The organism is Bacillus sp. FSL W8-1143 (assembly GCF_037965155.1).
Lineage (GTDB): Bacteria > Bacillota > Bacilli > Bacillales > Bacillaceae > Bacillus > Bacillus pumilus.
Window position 1 is genome coordinate 86,675 of sequence record NZ_CP150182.1, and the last position, 22,520, is coordinate 109,194.

Genomic DNA, 22,520 nt, shown 5'->3' on the forward strand with positions numbered 1-22,520 from the left:
AGCATGATATTAATGATTGATAATTATGATTCATTTACGTACAACCTGGTCCAGTATTTAGGTGAGCTTGGAGAAGAATTGATTGTGAAACGGAATGATCAAGTAACCATTCAAGAAATTGAAAAGCTTCAGCCAGATTTTCTCATGATTTCTCCAGGGCCATGCAGTCCTGATGAAGCGGGAATTAGTATGGAGGCAATCAAGCACTTTGCGGGAAGTATTCCGATCTTCGGTGTGTGCCTGGGGCATCAATCCATTGCGCAAGTCTTTGGAGGGGATGTCGTTCGTGCTGAACGCTTAATGCATGGTAAAACGTCAGAGATTGCTCATGACGGAAAAGGTGTCTTCACTGGACTCCAAAATCCGCTCGTCGCAACGAGATATCATTCGTTAATTGTCAAAAATGAAACGCTGCCGGAGTGCTTTGACGCAACAGCTAGTACAAAGGAAGGCGAGCTCATGGCCATTCGCCATAAAGAGCTACCAATTGAAAGTGTACAGTTTCATCCTGAATCGATTATGACGTCCTTCGGAAAAGAAATGCTGAAAAATTTCATTGAAACCTATCGTAAAAAGGGGCATGAAGTAAACGCATGATCATTTATCTGAACGGTCAGTATATAGAGGAGAAAGACGCGACTCTTTCTCCTTTTGATCATGGTTTTCTATATGGCATCGGTGTATTCGAAACATTTACCAGCCTGGCAGGACAAGTCTTTCTGTTAGATTGGCACCTTGAAAGGCTCAATCAATCATTGCGTGACCTTTGCATCGAATCCACAATAGAGAAACCATTTGTACTCGACATCATTCATACCTTACTAAATAAAAACGAAATAGCCGGTGGTCATGCGAGAATTCGCTTCAATGTTTCTGCAGGCAGAGGCAATGGATTTTCTGCAGATCCTTATGAAGAGCCTGTCGTGTTTGTCATGATCTCTCCATTCCGGCCCGAATCTATTTTAGATGAGAAGCAGGGAGTCATTCTTCAAACGAGAAGAAATACGCCGGAAGGTTCAAGGCGCCTCAAGTCTCATCATTATATGAACAACCTGCTGGCTAAAAGAGAAGTGGGGAATGATCCGTCGTTAGAAGGCATCTTTTTAACAAAAGAAAATGATGTGGCAGAAGGCATTACCTCCAATGTATTTTGGCGAAAAGGCGATGTGATTTATACACCGTCACTTGATACAGGCATTTTAAATGGAGTCACTCGTCGATATTGTATCGAAACACTCCAAGCGATGGAGGCTTCACTAAAAGTAGGGCGATACCCAGTCTCGCATTTACTATCAGCTGATGAGGCATGGATGACCAATTCTGTTCAAGGGATTGTGCCTTTCGGAAGTATAGGGGAAATCTCCTTGCACCAAAACAGCCGGATCATCTCAACGAAATTGAGAACACAATATACTAAAGAACGTCTAGAACATAAAGAGTAGGTGGACACAATGACACAACAAGTGATAAAACAGCCTAAAATCATACAAGCCAAGCACCACACCCTTAGTTATGAAGAAAAGACATTGGTCATGGGCATTTTAAATGTTACACCTGACTCTTTTTCAGATGGAGGAAAGTTTAATCAAGTGGATAAAGCGCTGGCTCATGCAGCGCAGCTGATAGAGGACGGGGCACATATCATTGATATAGGCGGAGAATCGACTCGTCCTGGAGCGGCGTTTGTCTCAGAACAAGAGGAGCTTTCAAGAGTCATTCCCGTCATTGAAAAGATCACAAAAGAATTGGATGTACCGATTTCCATTGATACGTATAAAGCCCATGTGGCAGATGAAGCAGTGAAAGCCGGAGCTTCCATCATCAATGATGTATGGGGAGCGAAGGCAGATCCTCAAATGGCGCATGTGGCAGCGAAGCACAATGTGCCGATTATTTTAATGCACAATCGGCCAGAGCGAAACTATACACATCTAATTTCAGATATGATCGCAGATTTGAAAGAAAGTGTTCAAATTGCGAAACAAGCGGGTGTCCGTGATGACATGATCATATTAGACCCAGGTGTAGGGTTTGCGAAAAATAAAGAGGACAACCTGATGGTCATGAATGAACTCGAACATTTTTGTCACCTTGGGTATCCACTGCTCTTAGCTACATCTCGAAAACGATTCATCGGAGCTGTCTTAGACCTGCCACCGGAAGAACGTACTGAAGGAACGGGGGCTACGGTCTGCCTTGGGATTCAAAAAGGCAGTGCGATGGTTCGTGTACATGATGTAAAAGAAATCGCAAGAATGGCAAAAATGATGGATGCCATGTTGAATAAAGGAGGCGCTTATCATCGATAAAGTATATGTAAATGGAATGGAATTTTACGGCTACCATGGCGTATTTGCAGAAGAAAATAAATTAGGACAGCGGTTCCGTGTGGATTTAACAGCTTCACTTGATTTAAGTAAAGCCGGACAAACGGATGACCTCAATGAGACGATCAATTATGCAGAGCTCTACCATATCTGCAAAAGCATTGTAGAGGGTGAATCAGTCAACCTCGTTGAAACACTGACAGAAAGAATTGCGAGCCAAGTGTTAAAGGACTTCCCGACAGTTCAGGAATGTACAGTGAAGGTGATCAAACCAGATCCGCCAATTCCAGGACACTATCAGTCCGTTGCCATTGAAATGACGAGATCGCGCGCATGAACAATACCGCATACATCGCTTTAGGTTCGAACATAGGGAAAAAGGAAACCTATTTAAAAGAAGCCGTCAAAAAACTGCACGAACATCCAGAGGTTCAAGTAGAATCAATCTCATCTATATATGAAACAACACCTGTAGGTTACGAAAACCAAGATGACTTTTTAAATATGGCTGTGAAAATTTCCACCTCGCTTCGTCCGCATGAACTACTGACACTTACTCAGAAAATCGAGCAAGAGTTAGGCAGAACAAGAGAAGTGAGATGGGGACCGCGAACGGCTGACCTTGACATTTTACTTTATAATCGTGAAAATATTGAAACAGAACAGCTTGTAGTGCCACATCCTAGAATGTACGAACGTTTATTCGTTCTCGTTCCGATGAGTGAGATTTGCCCTGAAATCGGCGAAGTACAAATAAATGCCGTAACAGACCAAGAAGGTGTAAGCATATGGAAAAAGATATGTGGGGTAGAAGAATTCGTGCATACCGAAAGCTAAAAGGGTATACTCAGGAAGGGTTCGCGAAAAGACTGGGCATCTCTGTCTCTGTCTTAGGAGAAATTGAGCGAGGCAATCGATTACCAACAAACCAATTGGTTGATCAAATAGCAGATGCTTTAAATATAACGGTGGAAGAACTTTCGCCAATTCTTGAAGAAGAAAGGAGGGGAAATGATGTTTAAAATCGGAGATATCGACATTAAAAACAAAGTGGTGCTCGCACCTATGGCTGGTGTGTGCAACTCTGCCTTCAGACTGACAGTGAAAGAGTTTGGAGCAGGTTTAGTCTGCGCTGAAATGATCAGTGACAAGGCGATCCTGATCAACAATGCAAGAACAATGGGTATGCTATACATTGATGAACGGGAAAAGCCTTTGAGCCTTCAGATATTTGGAGGTGAAAAAGACACTCTCGTTGAAGCAGCAAAGTTTGTAGACCAGAATACCACAGCGGACATTATTGATATCAACATGGGCTGTCCTGTACCGAAGATTACGAAATGTGATGCAGGAGCGAAATGGCTGCTTGATCCAAACAAGATTTATGAAATGGTCTCTGCTGTTGTAGATGCTGTAGATAAACCTGTTACGGTGAAAATGAGAATGGGCTGGGACGAAGATCATATCTTCGCTATTGACAATGCCCGTGCTGTTGAACGAGCAGGTGGACAAGCGGTTGCGCTTCACGGACGGACACGTGTGCAGATGTACGAAGGAACAGCGAATTGGGATATTATAAAAGAGGTCAAACAATCTGTTTCCATTCCTGTCATCGGCAATGGAGATGTTAAAACCCCTCAAGATGCAAAACGTATGCTTGATGAAACGGGTGTAGATGCTGTCATGATCGGAAGAGCCGCACTAGGAAACCCGTGGATGATCTATCGAACGGTTCATTATTTAGAAACGGGTGAACTGAAAAAAGAGCCAAATGTACGTGAGAAGATGTCAGTGTGCAAGCTTCACTTAGACAGACTCATTGATCTAAAAGGCGAGCATGTGGCTGTCAGAGAAATGAGAAAGCACGCAGCATGGTACTTAAAAGGTGTCCGAGGCAATGCGGACGTGAGAAATCAAATCAATCAAAGCGAAACGAGAGCGGAGCTTGTACAAGTTCTTGATGACTTTACGATCGAAGCCGAGGCAAAAGAGCTTCAAAGTATAAAAGTAGGATAAGACTATCTTTCTTTTTGTAGCTCACTGCTAGTGCATGTACTGGCAGTTTTTCTGCTTTTCTCTGCAAAATACATTATTGGAGTGATATAAATGAGTAATGAAGGGCTTAATAACGAAGAATTAAATGACCAATTCCAGGTCAGACGTGACAAAATGAATAAAATGAGAGAAGAGGGTATCGATCCATTCGGTGAACGATATGACCGTTCTCATCAATCTGCACAAATTATTGCAGAATACGATGAGTTTTCTAAAGAAGACTTAGAAGAAAAGTCTGCCCAAGTGACAATCGCTGGACGTATGATGACAAAGCGTGGAAAAGGGAAAGCTGGCTTTGCGCATATACAAGACTTAGAAGGACAAATTCAAATCTACGTTCGTAAAGATAGTGTAGGAGAAGAAGCTTACGAATTATTCAAAAGCTCAGACCTAGGTGATATTATCGGTGTAACAGGAGCGGTATTTAAAACGAATGTAGGAGAACTTTCTATTAAAGCGACTAGCTTTGAGGTTCTCACAAAAGCACTTCGCCCACTTCCTGATAAATATCATGGACTTAAAGATGTTGAACAACGTTATCGTCAGCGTTACCTTGACCTGATTGTAAATCCAGAAAGTAAGCAGACGTTCATCATGCGAAGCAAGATCATTCAATCTATGAGAAGATACTTAGATTCTAAAGGATACCTAGAAGTTGAAACACCAACTATGCACAGCATCCCTGGTGGTGCATCAGCACGTCCTTTCATTACTCATCATAATGCACTGGATATGCCGCTCTATATGCGTATTGCGATTGAATTGCACTTAAAACGCCTCATTGTCGGTGGTCTAGAGAAAGTATACGAGATTGGCCGTGTATTCCGTAACGAAGGTGTATCAACTCGTCATAACCCAGAATTCACTATGATCGAGCTGTACGAAGCTTACGCAGATTACAAAGACATCATGAACCTAACTGAAAACCTGATTGCTCATATTGCCGAAGAGGTACTAGGGACAACCACGATTCAATATGGAGAAGATGAAATTGATCTCAAGCCTGAATGGAAAAGACTCCATATGGTTGAAGCGGTCAAAGAAGCAACTGGTGTAGACTTCTGGCAGGAGATGTCTATAGAAGAAGCGAAACAGCATGCAGCTGATCACGGAATTGAAATTACGAAAAACATGACAGTAGGTCATATCATCAATGAGTTCTTCGAGCAAAAAGTTGAGGAAACATTGGTGCAGCCTACCTTTATTTACGGACACCCAGTGGAGATTTCTCCATTAGCTAAGAAAAATCCTGAAGATCCTCGCTTCACTGATCGCTTTGAGCTATTTATCGTACGCCGTGAACATGCTAATGCATTCACAGAGCTAAACGATCCAATCGATCAACGAGAACGATTCGAAGCTCAATTAAAAGAACGTGAAGAAGGAAATGACGAAGCGCATCTAATGGATGACGATTTTGTTGAAGCATTAGAATATGGTATGCCTCCAACAGGCGGACTAGGAATCGGTATCGACCGGTTAATCATGCTATTAACAAATTCTCCATCAATCAGAGATGTACTGCTTTTCCCACAAATGAGAAACCGCTAATACATCAATTAAAGCGCCATTTTAACTATGGCGCTTTTTATTTTTCATAAAATGAAACTTTTTTTAAAAAAACTATTGCAAGGAAAGAATCAAGGTGGTATATTATTATTCGTTGCCGCAAAACAGCAACAAGGTTAAAAAAAGAAATTGAAAAAACTTCTTGACTTTAACCAATACGAAATGTTAAGATATTAAAGTCGCTTACAAGCGATAACGAAAATGATCTTTGAAAACTAAACAAGACAAAACGTACCTGTTAATTCGAGTTTTTATAAAAAAATCCTATGAAACATCATAGGTAGTCAGTCAAACGCTGACGAAAAACAAAACTTCGGTTTTGTACTTTTTCGGAGAGTTTGATCCTGGCTCAGGACGAACGCTGGCGGCGTGCCTAATACATGCAAGTCGAGCGGACAGAAGGGAGCTTGCTCCCGGATGTTAGCGGCGGACGGGTGAGTAACACGTGGGTAACCTGCCTGTAAGACTGGGATAACTCCGGGAAACCGGAGCTAATACCGGATAGTTCCTTGAACCGCATGGTTCAAGGATGAAAGACGGTTTCGGCTGTCACTTACAGATGGACCCGCGGCGCATTAGCTAGTTGGTGGGGTAATGGCTCACCAAGGCGACGATGCGTAGCCGACCTGAGAGGGTGATCGGCCACACTGGGACTGAGACACGGCCCAGACTCCTACGGGAGGCAGCAGTAGGGAATCTTCCGCAATGGACGAAAGTCTGACGGAGCAACGCCGCGTGAGTGATGAAGGTTTTCGGATCGTAAAGCTCTGTTGTTAGGGAAGAACAAGTGCGAGAGTAACTGCTCGCACCTTGACGGTACCTAACCAGAAAGCCACGGCTAACTACGTGCCAGCAGCCGCGGTAATACGTAGGTGGCAAGCGTTGTCCGGAATTATTGGGCGTAAAGGGCTCGCAGGCGGTTTCTTAAGTCTGATGTGAAAGCCCCCGGCTCAACCGGGGAGGGTCATTGGAAACTGGGAAACTTGAGTGCAGAAGAGGAGAGTGGAATTCCACGTGTAGCGGTGAAATGCGTAGAGATGTGGAGGAACACCAGTGGCGAAGGCGACTCTCTGGTCTGTAACTGACGCTGAGGAGCGAAAGCGTGGGGAGCGAACAGGATTAGATACCCTGGTAGTCCACGCCGTAAACGATGAGTGCTAAGTGTTAGGGGGTTTCCGCCCCTTAGTGCTGCAGCTAACGCATTAAGCACTCCGCCTGGGGAGTACGGTCGCAAGACTGAAACTCAAAGGAATTGACGGGGGCCCGCACAAGCGGTGGAGCATGTGGTTTAATTCGAAGCAACGCGAAGAACCTTACCAGGTCTTGACATCCTCTGACAACCCTAGAGATAGGGCTTTCCCTTCGGGGACAGAGTGACAGGTGGTGCATGGTTGTCGTCAGCTCGTGTCGTGAGATGTTGGGTTAAGTCCCGCAACGAGCGCAACCCTTGATCTTAGTTGCCAGCATTTAGTTGGGCACTCTAAGGTGACTGCCGGTGACAAACCGGAGGAAGGTGGGGATGACGTCAAATCATCATGCCCCTTATGACCTGGGCTACACACGTGCTACAATGGACAGAACAAAGGGCTGCGAGACCGCAAGGTTTAGCCAATCCCATAAATCTGTTCTCAGTTCGGATCGCAGTCTGCAACTCGACTGCGTGAAGCTGGAATCGCTAGTAATCGCGGATCAGCATGCCGCGGTGAATACGTTCCCGGGCCTTGTACACACCGCCCGTCACACCACGAGAGTTTGCAACACCCGAAGTCGGTGAGGTAACCTTTATGGAGCCAGCCGCCGAAGGTGGGGCAGATGATTGGGGTGAAGTCGTAACAAGGTAGCCGTATCGGAAGGTGCGGCTGGATCACCTCCTTTCTAAGGATATATGGAGCAGTGTGCGTTTTCGTCTTGTTTAGTTTTGAAGGATCATTCCTTCAAAACATGTCTCTAGCGAGACAGGATTGTTCTTTGAAAACTAGATAACAATAAGTAATACATTCACATTGAATGCAATGCAAAGTTCATCACACATAGTGATTCTTTCTAAAGTAAGAAATGGTTAAGTTAGAAAGGGCGCACGGTGGATGCCTTGGCACTAGGAGCCGATGAAGGACGGGACGAACACCGATATGCTTCGGGGAGCTGTAAGCAAGCTTTGATCCGGAGATTTCCGAATGGGGAAACCCACTGCTCGTAATGGAGTAGTATCCATACTTGAATACATAGAGTATGAGAAGGCATACCCGGGGAACTGAAACATCTAAGTACCCGGAGGAAGAGAAAGCAAATGCGATTCCCTGAGTAGCGGCGAGCGAAACGGGAACAGCCCAAACCAAGAGGCTTGCCTCTTGGGGTTGTAGGACACTCTATACGGAGTTACAAAGGAACGATATAAGCGAAGAGGTCTGGAAAGGCCCGCCAAAGAAGGTAACAGCCCTGTAACTGAAATGTTGTTCTCTCCAGAGTGGATCCTGAGTACGGCGGAACACGTGAAATTCCGTCGGAATCCGGGAGGACCATCTCCCAAGGCTAAATACTCCCTAGTGACCGATAGTGAACCAGTACCGTGAGGGAAAGGTGAAAAGCACCCCGGAAGGGGAGTGAAATAGATCCTGAAACCGTGTGCCTACAAGTAGTCAGAGCCCGTTAAAGGGTGATGGCGTGCCTTTTGTAGAATGAACCGGCGAGTTACGATCCCGTGCAAGGTTAAGCAGAAGATGCGGAGCCGCAGCGAAAGCGAGTCTGAATAGGGCGCATGAGTACGTGGTCGTAGACCCGAAACCAGGTGATCTACCCATGTCCAGGGTGAAGTTCAGGTAACACTGAATGGAGGCCCGAACCCACGCACGTTGAAAAGTGCGGGGATGAGGTGTGGGTAGGGGTGAAATGCCAATCGAACCTGGAGATAGCTGGTTCTCTCCGAAATAGCTTTAGGGCTAGCCTCAAGGTAAGAGTCTCGGAGGTAGAGCACTGATTGGACTAGGGGCCCCTACCGGGTTACCGAATTCAGTCAAACTCCGAATGCCGATGACTTATCCTTGGGAGTCAGACTGCGAGTGATAAGATCCGTAGTCGAAAGGGAAACAGCCCAGACCGCCAGCTAAGGTCCCAAAGTATACGTTAAGTGGAAAAGGATGTGGAGTTGCTTAGACAACCAGGATGTTGGCTTAGAAGCAGCCACCATTTAAAGAGTGCGTAATAGCTCACTGGTCGAGTGACTCTGCGCCGAAAATGTACCGGGGCTAAACGTATCACCGAAGCTGCGGACTGTTCTTACGAACAGTGGTAGGAGAGCGTTCTAAGTGCTGTGAAGTCAGACCGGAAGGACTGGTGGAGCGCTTAGAAGTGAGAATGCCGGTATGAGTAGCGAAAGACGGGTGAGAATCCCGTCCACCGAATGCCTAAGGTTTCCTGAGGAAGGCTCGTCCGCTCAGGGTTAGTCGGGACCTAAGCCGAGGCCGAAAGGCGTAGGCGATGGACAACAGGTTGATATTCCTGTACCACCTCCTCACCATTTGAGCAATGGGGGGACGCAGGAGGATAGGGTAAGCGCGGTATTGGATATCCGCGTCCAAGCAGTTAGGCTGGGAAATAGGCAAATCCGTTTCCCGTGAAGGCTGAGCTGTGATGGCGAGCGAAATTTAGTAGCGAAGTTCCTGATTCCACACTGCCAAGAAAAGCCTCTAGCGAGGTGAGAGGTGCCCGTACCGCAAACCGACACAGGTAGGCGAGGAGAGAATCCTAAGGTGATCGAGAGAACTCTCGTTAAGGAACTCGGCAAAATGACCCCGTAACTTCGGGAGAAGGGGTGCTTCTTAGGGTGTTAAAGCCCCGAGAAGCCGCAGTGAATAGGCCCAGGCGACTGTTTAGCAAAAACACAGGTCTCTGCGAAGCCGTAAGGCGAAGTATAGGGGCTGACGCCTGCCCGGTGCTGGAAGGTTAAGAGGAGCGCTTAGCGTAAGCGAAGGTGCGAATTGAAGCCCCAGTAAACGGCGGCCGTAACTATAACGGTCCTAAGGTAGCGAAATTCCTTGTCGGGTAAGTTCCGACCCGCACGAAAGGCGCAACGATCTGGGCACTGTCTCAACGAGAGACTCGGTGAAATTATAGTACCTGTGAAGATGCAGGTTACCCGCGACAGGACGGAAAGACCCCGTGGAGCTTTACTGCAGCCTGATATTGAATGTTGGTACAGCTTGTACAGGATAGGTAGGAGCCTTGGAAACCGGAGCGCTAGCTTCGGTGGAGGCATCGGTGGGATACTACCCTGGCTGTATTGACCTTCTAACCCGCTGCCCTTATCGGGCAGGGAGACAGTGTCAGGTGGGCAGTTTGACTGGGGCGGTCGCCTCCTAAAATGTAACGGAGGCGCCCAAAGGTTCCCTCAGAATGGTTGGAAATCATTCGCAGAGTGTAAAGGCACAAGGGAGCTTGACTGCGAGACCTACAAGTCGAGCAGGGACGAAAGTCGGGCTTAGTGATCCGGTGGTTCCGCATGGAAGGGCCATCGCTCAACGGATAAAAGCTACCCCGGGGATAACAGGCTTATCTCCCCCAAGAGTCCACATCGACGGGGAGGTTTGGCACCTCGATGTCGGCTCATCGCATCCTGGGGCTGTAGTCGGTCCCAAGGGTTGGGCTGTTCGCCCATTAAAGCGGTACGCGAGCTGGGTTCAGAACGTCGTGAGACAGTTCGGTCCCTATCCGTCGCGGGCGCAGGAAATTTGAGAGGAGCTGTCCTTAGTACGAGAGGACCGGGATGGACGCACCGCTGGTGTACCAGTTGTTCTGCCAAGGGCATCGCTGGGTAGCTATGTGCGGACGGGATAAGTGCTGAAAGCATCTAAGCATGAAGCCCCCCTCAAGATGAGATTTCCCATTCCGCAAGGAAGTAAGATCCCTGAAAGATGATCAGGTTGATAGGTCTGAGGTGGAAGCGTGGTGACACGTGGAGCTGACAGATACTAATAGATCGAGGACTTAACCTATATTCTAATGTGAAGTTTGAACATTGTTATCTAGTTTTGAGAGAACATTCTCTCCATCAGGTTTGGTGGCGATAGCGAAGAGGTCACACCCGTTCCCATACCGAACACGGAAGTTAAGCTCTTCAGCGCCGATGGTAGTTGGGGGTCTCCCCCTGTGAGAGTAGGACGCCGCCAAGCTTGTATAAGGATCAGTTCCATACGGAACTGGTCTTTTTTGTGTTTTTGAAAAAATTACTTCTATTAAATCACTTTGTAAAGTGAGAAGTGATGATGTAGTAAGCCTCATCGATCAATTAATTTTTCTGTTCGTCTCACTTTCATGTATTCTCATTGAACAACGCAGCTGTTGTGTGGATCGGTCGTTCAATTTGTTTAGGATGAAGATCAAAAGCATAGAAAGCAGCCAATAAGCATTTTCTTTGGCAACCAGATACAGAGGGCTGTTTAGAGACACACTAGATAACTGAGTATTGCCAAAGAACATATAGCACCTTCAGTCAATTTTTTCGCCCGCTCTAAGTAAGAACAAGAAAGAATCAATAACTAACTTGTTAACCAAGATAACACTTTAATATTGAAGATGGTAAAGAACAGCATCATTTACGGATATTTTTGCATGAAAATGATTTCTCAGAAAAATAAAATAATAAAAGAATCCCTTCTCTAGATGATTTGTATGAGAAGATATATTGAAGAAAACAAGCATATAAAAAGCATGAAAAGGGTCATTTCACACTAATAAAGCTTTATTAGAGCGCTTTTTAACAAAAAAACATAAAAAAATGAAAAAAAGACTTTTAAAATGATGAGACAAGTGGTAAACTTCTTTAGGTGCCTTAACGAAAAGATGAAAAAAACAACGTTAAAATAAATTCAAAAATTATTTTAAAAAAGTCTTTACAAACAATATCTTATCGTTATATAATACTACTTGTCGGATCGAGAGACATTCGAAATGACAACACAATATGGAGGATTAGCTCAGCTGGGAGAGCATCTGCCTTACAAGCAGAGGGTCGGCGGTTCGAGCCCGTCATCCTCCACCATATTTATTCTTACATAATGTTAGGATAGATAAAGCCGGTGTAGCTCAACTGGTAGAGCAACTGACTTGTAATCAGTAGGTTGGGGGTTCAAGTCCTCTTGCCGGCACCAGTTTCATATGGTAAGATAGACAAGTCGCTTTTAAAGCGAGCCATTAGCTCAGTTGGTAGAGCATCTGACTTTTAATCAGAGGGTCGAAGGTTCGAGTCCTTCATGGCTCACCATGTTTCATGCGGGTGTGGCGGAATTGGCAGACGCGCTAGACTTAGGATCTAGTGTCTTTATGACGTGGGGGTTCAAGTCCCTTCACCCGCATTGCCAAATAAAATAAAGAAATCCTGTAATGCGGAAGTAGTTCAGTGGTAGAACACCACCTTGCCAAGGTGGGGGTCGCGGGTTCGAATCCCGTCTTCCGCTTATACCATCCACGCCGGGGTGGTGGAATTGGCAGACACACAGGACTTAAAATCCTGCGGTAGGTGACTACCGTGCCGGTTCAAGTCCGGCCCTCGGCATTATACAATAAGCGCCCGTAGCTCAATTGGATAGAGCGTTTGACTACGGATCAAAAGGTTAGGGGTTCGACTCCTCTCGGGCGCGCCATTAAGATCGGGAAGTAGCTCAGCTTGGTAGAGCACTTGGTTTGGGACCAAGGGGTCGCAGGTTCGAATCCTGTCTTCCCGACCATCTTTTATGGGGCCTTAGCTCAGCTGGGAGAGCGCCTGCCTTGCACGCAGGAGGTCAGCGGTTCGATCCCGCTAGGCTCCACCAATATGATCTTTGAAAACTAAACAAGACAAAACGTACCTGTTAATTCGAGTTTTTATAAAAAAATCCTATGAAACATCATAGGTAGTCAGTCAAACACTGACGAAAAACAAAACTTCGGTTTTGTACTTTTTCGGAGAGTTTGATCCTGGCTCAGGACGAACGCTGGCGGCGTGCCTAATACATGCAAGTCGAGCGGACAGAAGGGAGCTTGCTCCCGGATGTTAGCGGCGGACGGGTGAGTAACACGTGGGTAACCTGCCTGTAAGACTGGGATAACTCCGGGAAACCGGAGCTAATACCGGATAGTTCCTTGAACCGCATGGTTCAAGGATGAAAGACGGTTTCGGCTGTCACTTACAGATGGACCCGCGGCGCATTAGCTAGTTGGTGGGGTAATGGCTCACCAAGGCGACGATGCGTAGCCGACCTGAGAGGGTGATCGGCCACACTGGGACTGAGACACGGCCCAGACTCCTACGGGAGGCAGCAGTAGGGAATCTTCCGCAATGGACGAAAGTCTGACGGAGCAACGCCGCGTGAGTGATGAAGGTTTTCGGATCGTAAAGCTCTGTTGTTAGGGAAGAACAAGTGCGAGAGTAACTGCTCGCACCTTGACGGTACCTAACCAGAAAGCCACGGCTAACTACGTGCCAGCAGCCGCGGTAATACGTAGGTGGCAAGCGTTGTCCGGAATTATTGGGCGTAAAGGGCTCGCAGGCGGTTTCTTAAGTCTGATGTGAAAGCCCCCGGCTCAACCGGGGAGGGTCATTGGAAACTGGGAAACTTGAGTGCAGAAGAGGAGAGTGGAATTCCACGTGTAGCGGTGAAATGCGTAGAGATGTGGAGGAACACCAGTGGCGAAGGCGACTCTCTGGTCTGTAACTGACGCTGAGGAGCGAAAGCGTGGGGAGCGAACAGGATTAGATACCCTGGTAGTCCACGCCGTAAACGATGAGTGCTAAGTGTTAGGGGGTTTCCGCCCCTTAGTGCTGCAGCTAACGCATTAAGCACTCCGCCTGGGGAGTACGGTCGCAAGACTGAAACTCAAAGGAATTGACGGGGGCCCGCACAAGCGGTGGAGCATGTGGTTTAATTCGAAGCAACGCGAAGAACCTTACCAGGTCTTGACATCCTCTGACAACCCTAGAGATAGGGCTTTCCCTTCGGGGACAGAGTGACAGGTGGTGCATGGTTGTCGTCAGCTCGTGTCGTGAGATGTTGGGTTAAGTCCCGCAACGAGCGCAACCCTTGATCTTAGTTGCCAGCATTTAGTTGGGCACTCTAAGGTGACTGCCGGTGACAAACCGGAGGAAGGTGGGGATGACGTCAAATCATCATGCCCCTTATGACCTGGGCTACACACGTGCTACAATGGACAGAACAAAGGGCTGCGAGACCGCAAGGTTTAGCCAATCCCATAAATCTGTTCTCAGTTCGGATCGCAGTCTGCAACTCGACTGCGTGAAGCTGGAATCGCTAGTAATCGCGGATCAGCATGCCGCGGTGAATACGTTCCCGGGCCTTGTACACACCGCCCGTCACACCACGAGAGTTTGCAACACCCGAAGTCGGTGAGGTAACCTTTATGGAGCCAGCCGCCGAAGGTGGGGCAGATGATTGGGGTGAAGTCGTAACAAGGTAGCCGTATCGGAAGGTGCGGCTGGATCACCTCCTTTCTAAGGATATATGGAGCAGTGTGCGTTTTCGTCTTGTTTAGTTTTGAAGGATCATTCCTTCAAAACATGTCTCTAGCGAGACAGGATTGTTCTTTGAAAACTAGATAACAATAAGTAATACATTCACATTGAATGCAATGCAAAGTTCATCACACATAGTGATTCTTTCTAAAGTAAGAAATGGTTAAGTTAGAAAGGGCGCACGGTGGATGCCTTGGCACTAGGAGCCGATGAAGGACGGGACGAACACCGATATGCTTCGGGGAGCTGTAAGCAAGCTTTGATCCGGAGATTTCCGAATGGGGAAACCCACTGCTCGTAATGGAGTAGTATCCATACTTGAATACATAGAGTATGAGAAGGCATACCCGGGGAACTGAAACATCTAAGTACCCGGAGGAAGAGAAAGCAAATGCGATTCCCTGAGTAGCGGCGAGCGAAACGGGAACAGCCCAAACCAAGAGGCTTGCCTCTTGGGGTTGTAGGACACTCTATACGGAGTTACAAAGGAACGATATAAGCGAAGAGGTCTGGAAAGGCCCGCCAAAGAAGGTAACAGCCCTGTAACTGAAATGTTGTTCTCTCCAGAGTGGATCCTGAGTACGGCGGAACACGTGAAATTCCGTCGGAATCCGGGAGGACCATCTCCCAAGGCTAAATACTCCCTAGTGACCGATAGTGAACCAGTACCGTGAGGGAAAGGTGAAAAGCACCCCGGAAGGGGAGTGAAATAGATCCTGAAACCGTGTGCCTACAAGTAGTCAGAGCCCGTTAAAGGGTGATGGCGTGCCTTTTGTAGAATGAACCGGCGAGTTACGATCCCGTGCAAGGTTAAGCAGAAGATGCGGAGCCGCAGCGAAAGCGAGTCTGAATAGGGCGCATGAGTACGTGGTCGTAGACCCGAAACCAGGTGATCTACCCATGTCCAGGGTGAAGTTCAGGTAACACTGAATGGAGGCCCGAACCCACGCACGTTGAAAAGTGCGGGGATGAGGTGTGGGTAGGGGTGAAATGCCAATCGAACCTGGAGATAGCTGGTTCTCTCCGAAATAGCTTTAGGGCTAGCCTCAAGGTAAGAGTCTCGGAGGTAGAGCACTGATTGGACTAGGGGCCCCTACCGGGTTACCGAATTCAGTCAAACTCCGAATGCCGATGACTTATCCTTGGGAGTCAGACTGCGAGTGATAAGATCCGTAGTCGAAAGGGAAACAGCCCAGACCGCCAGCTAAGGTCCCAAAGTATACGTTAAGTGGAAAAGGATGTGGAGTTGCTTAGACAACCAGGATGTTGGCTTAGAAGCAGCCACCATTTAAAGAGTGCGTAATAGCTCACTGGTCGAGTGACTCTGCGCCGAAAATGTACCGGGGCTAAACGTATCACCGAAGCTGCGGACTGTTCTTACGAACAGTGGTAGGAGAGCGTTCTAAGTGCTGTGAAGTCAGACCGGAAGGACTGGTGGAGCGCTTAGAAGTGAGAATGCCGGTATGAGTAGCGAAAGACGGGTGAGAATCCCGTCCACCGAATGCCTAAGGTTTCCTGAGGAAGGCTCGTCCGCTCAGGGTTAGTCGGGACCTAAGCCGAGGCCGAAAGGCGTAGGCGATGGACAACAGGTTGATATTCCTGTACCACCTCCTCACCATTTGAGCAATGGGGGGACGCAGGAGGATAGGGTAAGCGCGGTATTGGATATCCGCGTCCAAGCAGTTAGGCTGGGAAATAGGCAAATCCGTTTCCCGTGAAGGCTGAGCTGTGATGGCGAGCGAAATTTAGTAGCGAAGTTCCTGATTCCACACTGCCAAGAAAAGCCTCTAGCGAGGTGAGAGGTGCCCGTACCGCAAACCGACACAGGTAGGCGAGGAGAGAATCCTAAGGTGATCGAGAGAACTCTCGTTAAGGAACTCGGCAAAATGACCCCGTAACTTCGGGAGAAGGGGTGCTTCTTAGGGTGTTAAAGCCCCGAGAAGCCGCAGTGAATAGGCCCAGGCGACTGTTTAGCAAAAACACAGGTCTCTGCGAAGCCGTAAGGCGAAGTATAGGGGCTGACGCCTGCCCGGTGCTGGAAGGTTAAGAGGAGCGCTTAGCGTAAGCGAAGGTGCGAATTGAAGCCCCAGTAAACGGCGGCCGTAACTATAACGGTCCTAAGGTAGCGAAATTCCTTGTCGGGTAAGTTCCGACCCGCACGAAAGGCGCAACGATCTGGGCACTGTCTCAACGAGAGACTCGGTGAAATTATAGTACCTGTGAAGATGCAGGTTACCCGCGACAGGACGGAAAGACCCCGTGGAGCTTTACTGCAGCCTGATATTGAATGTTGGTACAGCTTGTACAGGATAGGTAGGAGCCTTGGAAACCGGAGCGCTAGCTTCGGTGGAGGCATCGGTGGGATACTACCCTGGCTGTATTGACCTTCTAACCCGCTGCCCTTATCGGGCAGGGAGACAGTGTCAGGTGGGCAGTTTGACTGGGGCGGTCGCCTCCTAAAATGTAACGGAGGCGCCCAAAGGTTCCCTCAGAATGGTTGGAAATCATTCGCAGAGTGTAAAGGCACAAGGGAGCTTGACTGCGAGACCTACAAGTCGAGCAGGGACGAAAGTCGGGCTTAGTGATCCGGTGGTTCCGCATGGAAGGGCCATCGCTCAACGGATAAAAGCTACCCCGGGGATAACAGGCTTATCTCCCCCAAGAGTCCACATCGACGGGGAGGTTTGGCACCTCGATGTCGGCTCATCGCATCCTGGGGCTGTAGTCGGTCCCAAGGGTTGGGCTGTTCGCCCATTAAAGCGGTACGCGAGCTGGGTTCAGAACGTCGTGAGACAGTTCGGTCCCTATCCGTCGCGGGCGCAGGAAATTTGAGAGGAGCTGTCCTTAGTACGAGAGGACCGGGATGGACGCACCGCTGGTGTACCAGTTGTTCTGCCAAGGGCATCGCTGGGTAGCTATGTGCGGACGGGATAAGTGCTGAAAGCATCTAAGCATGAAGCCCCCCTCAAGATGAGATTTCCCATTCCGCAAGGAAGTAAGATCCCTGAAAGATGATCAGGTTGATAGGTCTGAGGTGGAAGCGTGGTGACACGTGGAGCTGACAGATACTAATAGATCGAGGACTTAACCTATATTCTAATGTGAAGTTTGAACATTGTTATCTAGTTTTGAGAGAACATTCTCTCCATCAGGTTTGGTGGCGATAGCGAAGAGGTCACACCCGTTCCCATACCGAACACGGAAGTTAAGCTCTTCAGCGCCGATGGTAGTTGGGGGTCTCCCCCTGTGAGAGTAGGACGCCGCCAAGCTTGTATAAGGATCAGTTCCATACGGAACTGGTCTTTTTTGTGTTTTTGAGAGGTTTGACACCATATAAATGTGGAAATAATATTCTTAGTTGAGCGATTATCTTGAAAAATCGACCGAAAAAATTTATAGTAAGATTAAAGTCAAATATAGTCAAAGTCAATGGAGGAGGAGGCGGAGTGGCACAAAATATTTCTGATATCATCGAGCAGTATTTGAAAGAAGTCTTGGATCAGAATGGTCGAGAAATATTAGAAATTAAGCGCAATGAAATTGCAGATAAGTTTCAATGCGTACCTTCACAAATTAACTATGTTATCAATACACGCTTTACGAGCGAGAGAGGCTATATCGTTGAAAGTAAGCGTGGCGGCGGTGGCTATATCCGCATCATTAAAGTCAAAATGAATGATGAAGTCGACTTATTGAACAATATTATTTCCCAAATATATCATCGTTTATCACAGGCTGCCTCTGATCATATCATCATGCGTCTTGTCGAAAATAACATTTTATCTGAAAGAGAAGCAAAGATGATGATCAGTGTCATGGACCGTTCTGTTTTGCACATTGATTTACCTGAACGGGATGAATTACGGGCTCGGATGATGAAAGCGATGTTAAATGCTTTGAAATTAAAGTAAAGCGGGTGAAAAGATTGATTTGTCAAGAATGCAATGAGAGACCAGCCACTTTTCACTTTACGAAAGTTATAAATGGAGAAAAACAGGAAATGCACATATGTGAACAATGTGCAAAAGAAAACAGTGATTCATATGCTATGAGTGGAAACCAAGGTTTCTCGATTCACAACCTATTATCAGGCTTACTGAATATTGATCCTAGCTTTACCACAAGTGCGAATAAGGGATCATCCATTTTTCAAGAAGCGAGAGAAGTGGATCAATGTCCTAAATGTGGCTTAACCTTTCAACAATTCAGAAAAACAGGCCGTTTTGGCTGTGCAGAATGCTATCGTTCATTTGATCAGTATCTAAACCCTGTTTTACGGAAAGTCCATAGTGGAAATACAGTCCATCATGGAAAAGTGCCTAAACGGATTGCCGGCAGTCTTCATGTGCGCCGGAAACTTGAGTTGATGCAGCAAGAGCTGAAGCAGTTAATTGAACAAGAAGAGTTTGAAAAAGCAGCGGAAGTTCGAGATCAAATTCGTGCTTTAGAGCATGAGCAATCTCAGCAGAGGGAGGGAGATTAACAACATGTCGCTCCAGCATTTTATTCAAGACGCTTTAAGTCAATGGATGAAACAAAAAGGACCAGAAAGTGACATTGTTCTAAGCAGTCGAATCAGGCTAGCGCGCAATCTAGAGCATGTCCGTTTCCCAACTCAGTTTTCTCAGGAAGAGGCTGAAGCTGTTCTCCAGCAATTCGAGCAAAAGTTTGCTAGCCAGGAAGTGAAGGACATCGGAAACTTTGTTCTAATTCGAATGAATGAAACACAGCCTTTAGCAAAGAGGGTACTTGTTGAAAAGCATTTGATTAGCCCAAACTTAGCAGAATCAAGATTTGGCGGTTGTTTGCTTTCTGAAAATGAAGAAATCAGTGTGATGCTGAATGAAGAAGACCATATTCGGATCCAATGCTTATTCCCAGGATTCCAACTAGCCAATGCACTGAAAGCGGCTAACCAGATAGATGACTGGATTGAAGAGCAAGTGGATTATGCGTTTTCTGAAAAGCGAGGATACTTAACTAGCTGTCCAACCAATGTAGGTACAGGTATTAGGGCTTCGGTCATGATGCATTTACCAGCTTTAGCCCTCACAAGACAAATGAATCGGATTATTCCGGCGATTAATCAATTAGGTCTTGTAGTCAGAGGAATTTATGGTGAAGGTAGCGAAGCAATAGGGAACATCTTTCAAATTTCAAATCAAATGACACTTGGTCAATCAGAAGAAGACATTGTAGATGATTTAAATAGTGTGACCGCTCAGCTCATTGAACAAGAGCGATCTGCACGAAAAGCGTTATATCAAACATCTAAAATTGAACTTGAGGACAGAGTGTACCGTTCGTTAGGGATTTTGTCCAATTGTCGTATGATTGAATCAAAGGAAACAGCAAAGTGTTTGTCAGATGTGCGCCTTGGAATTGATTTAGGTATCATTAAGGGGCTTTCAAGTAATATACTGAATGAACTCATGATTTTGACACAGCCTGGCTTTCTTCAACAATATTCAGGAGGAGCTCTGGAGCCAAATGAACGAGATATAAAACGAGCAGCGATTATTAGAGAAAGGCTGCGTTTAGAAATGCATAGGAATGGACAGGAGGATGAAACGATATGATGTTTGGAAGATTCACTGAAAGAGCTCAAAAGGTATTAGCACTTGCACAAGAAGAAGCCATTCGCCTAGGCCATAAGAACATTGGTACTGAACACATTTTACTTGGTCTAGTTCGTGAGGGTGAGGGCATCGCCGCAAAAGCGTTAGAAGCACTGGGCCTTGTTTCAGATAAAATCCAAAAAGAAGTCGAAAGCTTGATTGGAAGAGGGCAAGAGGTGTCTCAAGCTATTCCTCATTATACGCCTAGAGCGAAGAAGGTCACTGAGCTTTCAATGGATGAAGCAAGAAAGCTAGGTCATTCCTATGTAGGGACAGAACATATTCTATTAGGTCTTATTCGCGAGGGAGAGGGTGTAGCTGCCCGCGTGTTAAATAACCTCGGAGTGAGCTTAAATAAAGCACGTCAGCAAGTCCTGCAGCTGCTTGGCAGCAATGAAACAGGTGCATCTGCCGCTGGCTCTAACAGCAATGCAAATACACCAACATTAGATAGCTTGGCAAGAGATTTAACAGCTATTGCGAAAGAAGACAGTCTGGACCCTGTCATTGGACGAAGCAAAGAAATTCAGCGTGTCATCGAGGTTTTAAGCAGAAGAACAAAGAATAACCCTGTGCTGATTGGTGAGCCTGGTGTTGGTAAAACAGCCATTGCTGAAGGTCTGGCACAGCAAATTATTCATAATGAAGTGCCTGAAATCCTGCGCGATAAACGAGTGATGACGCTTGATATGGGAACTGTTGTAGCGGGAACGAAATATCGTGGTGAATTTGAGGATCGCTTGAAAAAAGTCATGGACGAAATTCGTCAGGCAGGAAATATCATTCTCTTCATTGATGAGCTTCATACATTGATTGGTGCTGGTGGAGCAGAGGGTGCGATTGACGCATCTAATATTCTCAAACCATCCTTAGCACGTGGAGAGCTTCAATGTATTGGGGCGACAACGTTAGATGAGTACCGTAAATATATTGAAAAGGATGCTGCGCTTGAACGACGTTTCCAGCCAATTCAAGTAGATCAGCCATCTGTTGATGAAAGTATTCAAATTTTAAGAGGACTTCGAGATCGTTATGAGGCACATCACCGTGTGTCCATTACAGATGAAGCGATTGAGGCGGCGGTGAAGTTATCTGACCGTTATATATCTGATCGTTTCCTTCCAGATAAGGCGATTGATTTAATTGATGAGGCAGGGTCGAAAGTCCGCTTACGTTCTTTCACAACACCGCCTAACCTAAAAGAACTAGAGCAAAAGCTAGATGAAGTACGCAAGGAAAAGGATGCGGCTGTTCAAAGTCAGGAATTTGAAAAAGCAGCTTCTCTTCGCGATACAGAGCAGCGTTTGCGTGAAAAAGTAGAAGTCACAAAGAAATCTTGGAAAGAAAAGCAAGGTCAGGAGAATTCAGAGGTATCAGTGGATGATATCGCAATGGTTGTCTCTAGCTGGACGGGAGTGCCTGTTTCAAAAATTGCCCAAACCGAAACAGATAAGCTTCTAAATATGGAACAATTACTCCATTCTCGTGTAATTGGGCAGGATGAAGCGGTTGTCGCTGTAGCAAAAGCTGTGAGACGTGCGCGTGCTGGCTTAAAAGATCCAAAACGTCCAATCGGCTCATTTATCTTCTTAGGCCCAACAGGAGTTGGTAAAACGGAGCTTGCAAGAGCACTCGCAGAGTCTATTTTCGGTGATGAAGAAGCGATGATTCGTATCGATATGTCTGAATACATGGAAAAACACTCTACATCTAGACTTGTTGGGTCACCTCCAGGCTATGTTGGCTATGAAGAAGGCGGACAACTGACTGAAAAAGTGAGAAGAAAACCTTATTCTGTTGTGCTTTTAGATGAGATTGAAAAGGCGCATCCAGATGTATTCAACATCTTACTGCAAGTGTTAGAGGATGGTCGTCTGACTGATTCTAAAGGGCGTACTGTTGACTTTAGAAACACGATTTTAATCATGACATCCAACGTTGGAGCTAGTGAACTGAAGCGAAATAAATATGTTGGCTTTAATGTGCAGGATGAAGGTCAAAATTACAAGGATATGAAAGGCAAAGTGATGGGCGAGTTGAAACGTGCGTTTAGACCAGAATTCATCAACCGTATTGATGAAATCATTGTCTTCCATTCACTTGAAAAGAAACATCTAAAAGAGATCGTGTCTCTCATGTCTGATCAATTGACGAAACGATTAAAAGAACAAGACCTTTCAATCGAATTGACAGAAGCAGCAAAAGCGAAGATTGCCGACGAAGGTGTAGATCTTGAGTACGGTGCGCGTCCGTTAAGAAGAGCGATTCAAAAGCATGTGGAGGATCGACTTTCTGAGGAGCTTCTGAAGGGCAATATTGAAAAAGGTCAACAAATCGTATTAGATGTGGAAGATGGAGAAATTGTCGTAAAAACGACGGCTGCTACGAACTAATATAGTAAGAAAAAAGTGTGAGGCATACCAGTCAGGTGTATGCCTCCCTTTACTTATT

12 protein-coding genes, 9 tRNA genes and 6 rRNA genes are annotated in these 22,520 nt (G+C 46.4%); all 27 read left to right on the top strand.

Annotated elements, in window-relative coordinates:
- The first annotated feature begins 3 nt into the window (after positions 1 to 3).
- The 27 genes from pabA to clpC all read left to right on the top strand — a co-directional run bounded on the left by pabA (position 4) and on the right by clpC (position 22,462).
- A complete protein-coding gene (gene pabA / locus NSQ36_RS00455; protein WP_251191523.1) occupies positions 4 to 597 on the top strand; it encodes an aminodeoxychorismate/anthranilate synthase component II in 594 nt (197 codons plus the stop codon).
- Positions 594 to 1,442, top strand: coding sequence for an aminodeoxychorismate lyase (pabC, locus tag NSQ36_RS00460; protein WP_251191522.1), 849 nt, complete (start codon positions 594 to 596; stop codon positions 1,440 to 1,442). Before pabA ends, pabC begins: the two co-directional genes overlap by 4 nt.
- 9 nt (positions 1,443 to 1,451) lie before the next feature.
- A complete protein-coding gene (gene folP / locus NSQ36_RS00465; protein WP_044140415.1) occupies positions 1,452 to 2,309 on the top strand; it encodes a dihydropteroate synthase in 858 nt (285 codons plus the stop codon).
- Positions 2,302 to 2,664 carry a dihydroneopterin aldolase gene (gene folB, locus NSQ36_RS00470; protein WP_034620891.1) on the top strand — a complete coding sequence of 121 codons (363 nt, stop codon included), beginning with the start codon at positions 2,302 to 2,304 and terminating at the stop codon, positions 2,662 to 2,664. The genes folP and folB overlap by 8 nt, the downstream gene beginning before the upstream one ends.
- Entirely contained in the window at positions 2,661 to 3,164 is a 504-nt protein-coding gene (folK, locus tag NSQ36_RS00475; RefSeq protein ID WP_137055654.1) for a 2-amino-4-hydroxy-6-hydroxymethyldihydropteridine diphosphokinase, read from the top strand. Before folB ends, folK begins: the two co-directional genes overlap by 4 nt.
- The gene (locus NSQ36_RS00480; RefSeq protein ID WP_212046553.1) at positions 3,116 to 3,349 is read left to right on the top strand and encodes a helix-turn-helix transcriptional regulator; all 234 of its coding nucleotides are present in this window, start codon (positions 3,116 to 3,118) and stop codon (positions 3,347 to 3,349) included. The genes folK and NSQ36_RS00480 overlap by 49 nt, the downstream gene beginning before the upstream one ends.
- Positions 3,342 to 4,343, top strand: a complete 1,002-nt coding sequence (gene dusB / locus NSQ36_RS00485) for a tRNA dihydrouridine synthase DusB (RefSeq protein ID WP_339206493.1) — start codon at positions 3,342 to 3,344, stop codon at positions 4,341 to 4,343. The genes NSQ36_RS00480 and dusB overlap by 8 nt, the downstream gene beginning before the upstream one ends.
- Positions 4,344 to 4,433: 90 nt before the next feature.
- Positions 4,434 to 5,933 (top strand): lysine--tRNA ligase, encoded by a 1,500-nt coding sequence (gene lysS, locus NSQ36_RS00490; protein ID WP_003217915.1) that lies wholly within the window; start codon positions 4,434 to 4,436, stop codon positions 5,931 to 5,933.
- A gap of 344 nt (positions 5,934 to 6,277) precedes the next feature.
- Positions 6,278 to 7,826 (top strand): 16S ribosomal RNA (locus NSQ36_RS00495).
- A gap of 182 nt (positions 7,827 to 8,008) precedes the next feature.
- Positions 8,009 to 10,939 (top strand): 23S ribosomal RNA (locus NSQ36_RS00500).
- 61 nt (positions 10,940 to 11,000) lie between these two features.
- A 5S ribosomal RNA gene (gene rrf / locus NSQ36_RS00505) occupies positions 11,001 to 11,116 on the top strand.
- A 793-nt stretch (positions 11,117 to 11,909) separates the two neighbouring features.
- Positions 11,910 to 11,985, top strand: a tRNA-Val gene (locus NSQ36_RS00510).
- 33 nt (positions 11,986 to 12,018) lie between these two features.
- A tRNA-Thr gene (locus tag NSQ36_RS00515) sits at positions 12,019 to 12,094 on the top strand.
- Between the two features lie 37 nt (positions 12,095 to 12,131).
- Positions 12,132 to 12,207, top strand: a tRNA-Lys gene (locus NSQ36_RS00520).
- A gap of 8 nt (positions 12,208 to 12,215) precedes the next feature.
- A tRNA-Leu gene (locus NSQ36_RS00525) sits at positions 12,216 to 12,298 on the top strand.
- Between the two features lie 30 nt (positions 12,299 to 12,328).
- Positions 12,329 to 12,400: transfer RNA gene (locus tag NSQ36_RS00530), tRNA-Gly, on the top strand.
- Between the two features lie 12 nt (positions 12,401 to 12,412).
- A tRNA-Leu gene (locus NSQ36_RS00535) sits at positions 12,413 to 12,498 on the top strand.
- 11 nt (positions 12,499 to 12,509) lie between these two features.
- Positions 12,510 to 12,586 (top strand) — tRNA-Arg (locus NSQ36_RS00540).
- A 7-nt stretch (positions 12,587 to 12,593) separates the two neighbouring features.
- Positions 12,594 to 12,670 (top strand) — tRNA-Pro (locus NSQ36_RS00545).
- Between the two features lie 8 nt (positions 12,671 to 12,678).
- Positions 12,679 to 12,754 (top strand) — tRNA-Ala (locus NSQ36_RS00550).
- 127 nt (positions 12,755 to 12,881) lie between these two features.
- Positions 12,882 to 14,430: ribosomal RNA gene (locus NSQ36_RS00555) — 16S ribosomal RNA — on the top strand.
- Between the two features lie 182 nt (positions 14,431 to 14,612).
- Positions 14,613 to 17,543 (top strand): 23S ribosomal RNA (locus NSQ36_RS00560).
- 61 nt (positions 17,544 to 17,604) lie between these two features.
- Positions 17,605 to 17,720 (top strand): 5S ribosomal RNA (rrf, locus tag NSQ36_RS00565).
- The 16S, 23S and 5S rRNA genes sit together here with 9 tRNA genes alongside, the layout of an rRNA operon.
- Positions 17,721 to 17,897: 177 nt before the next feature.
- Positions 17,898 to 18,362 (top strand): CtsR family transcriptional regulator, encoded by a 465-nt coding sequence (locus NSQ36_RS00570; protein ID WP_003217184.1) that lies wholly within the window; start codon positions 17,898 to 17,900, stop codon positions 18,360 to 18,362.
- 14 nt (positions 18,363 to 18,376) lie between these two features.
- On the top strand, positions 18,377 to 18,934 hold the full coding sequence (locus tag NSQ36_RS00575) for a UvrB/UvrC motif-containing protein (protein ID WP_034620770.1): 558 nt from the start codon (positions 18,377 to 18,379) through the stop codon (positions 18,932 to 18,934).
- Between the two features lie 4 nt (positions 18,935 to 18,938).
- Positions 18,939 to 20,030, top strand: coding sequence for a protein arginine kinase (locus NSQ36_RS00580; protein ID WP_003217181.1), 1,092 nt, complete (start codon positions 18,939 to 18,941; stop codon positions 20,028 to 20,030).
- On the top strand, positions 20,027 to 22,462 hold the full coding sequence (clpC, locus tag NSQ36_RS00585) for an ATP-dependent protease ATP-binding subunit ClpC (protein WP_003216969.1): 2,436 nt from the start codon (positions 20,027 to 20,029) through the stop codon (positions 22,460 to 22,462). Before NSQ36_RS00580 ends, clpC begins: the two co-directional genes overlap by 4 nt.
- Positions 22,463 to 22,520 lie beyond the last annotated feature (58 nt).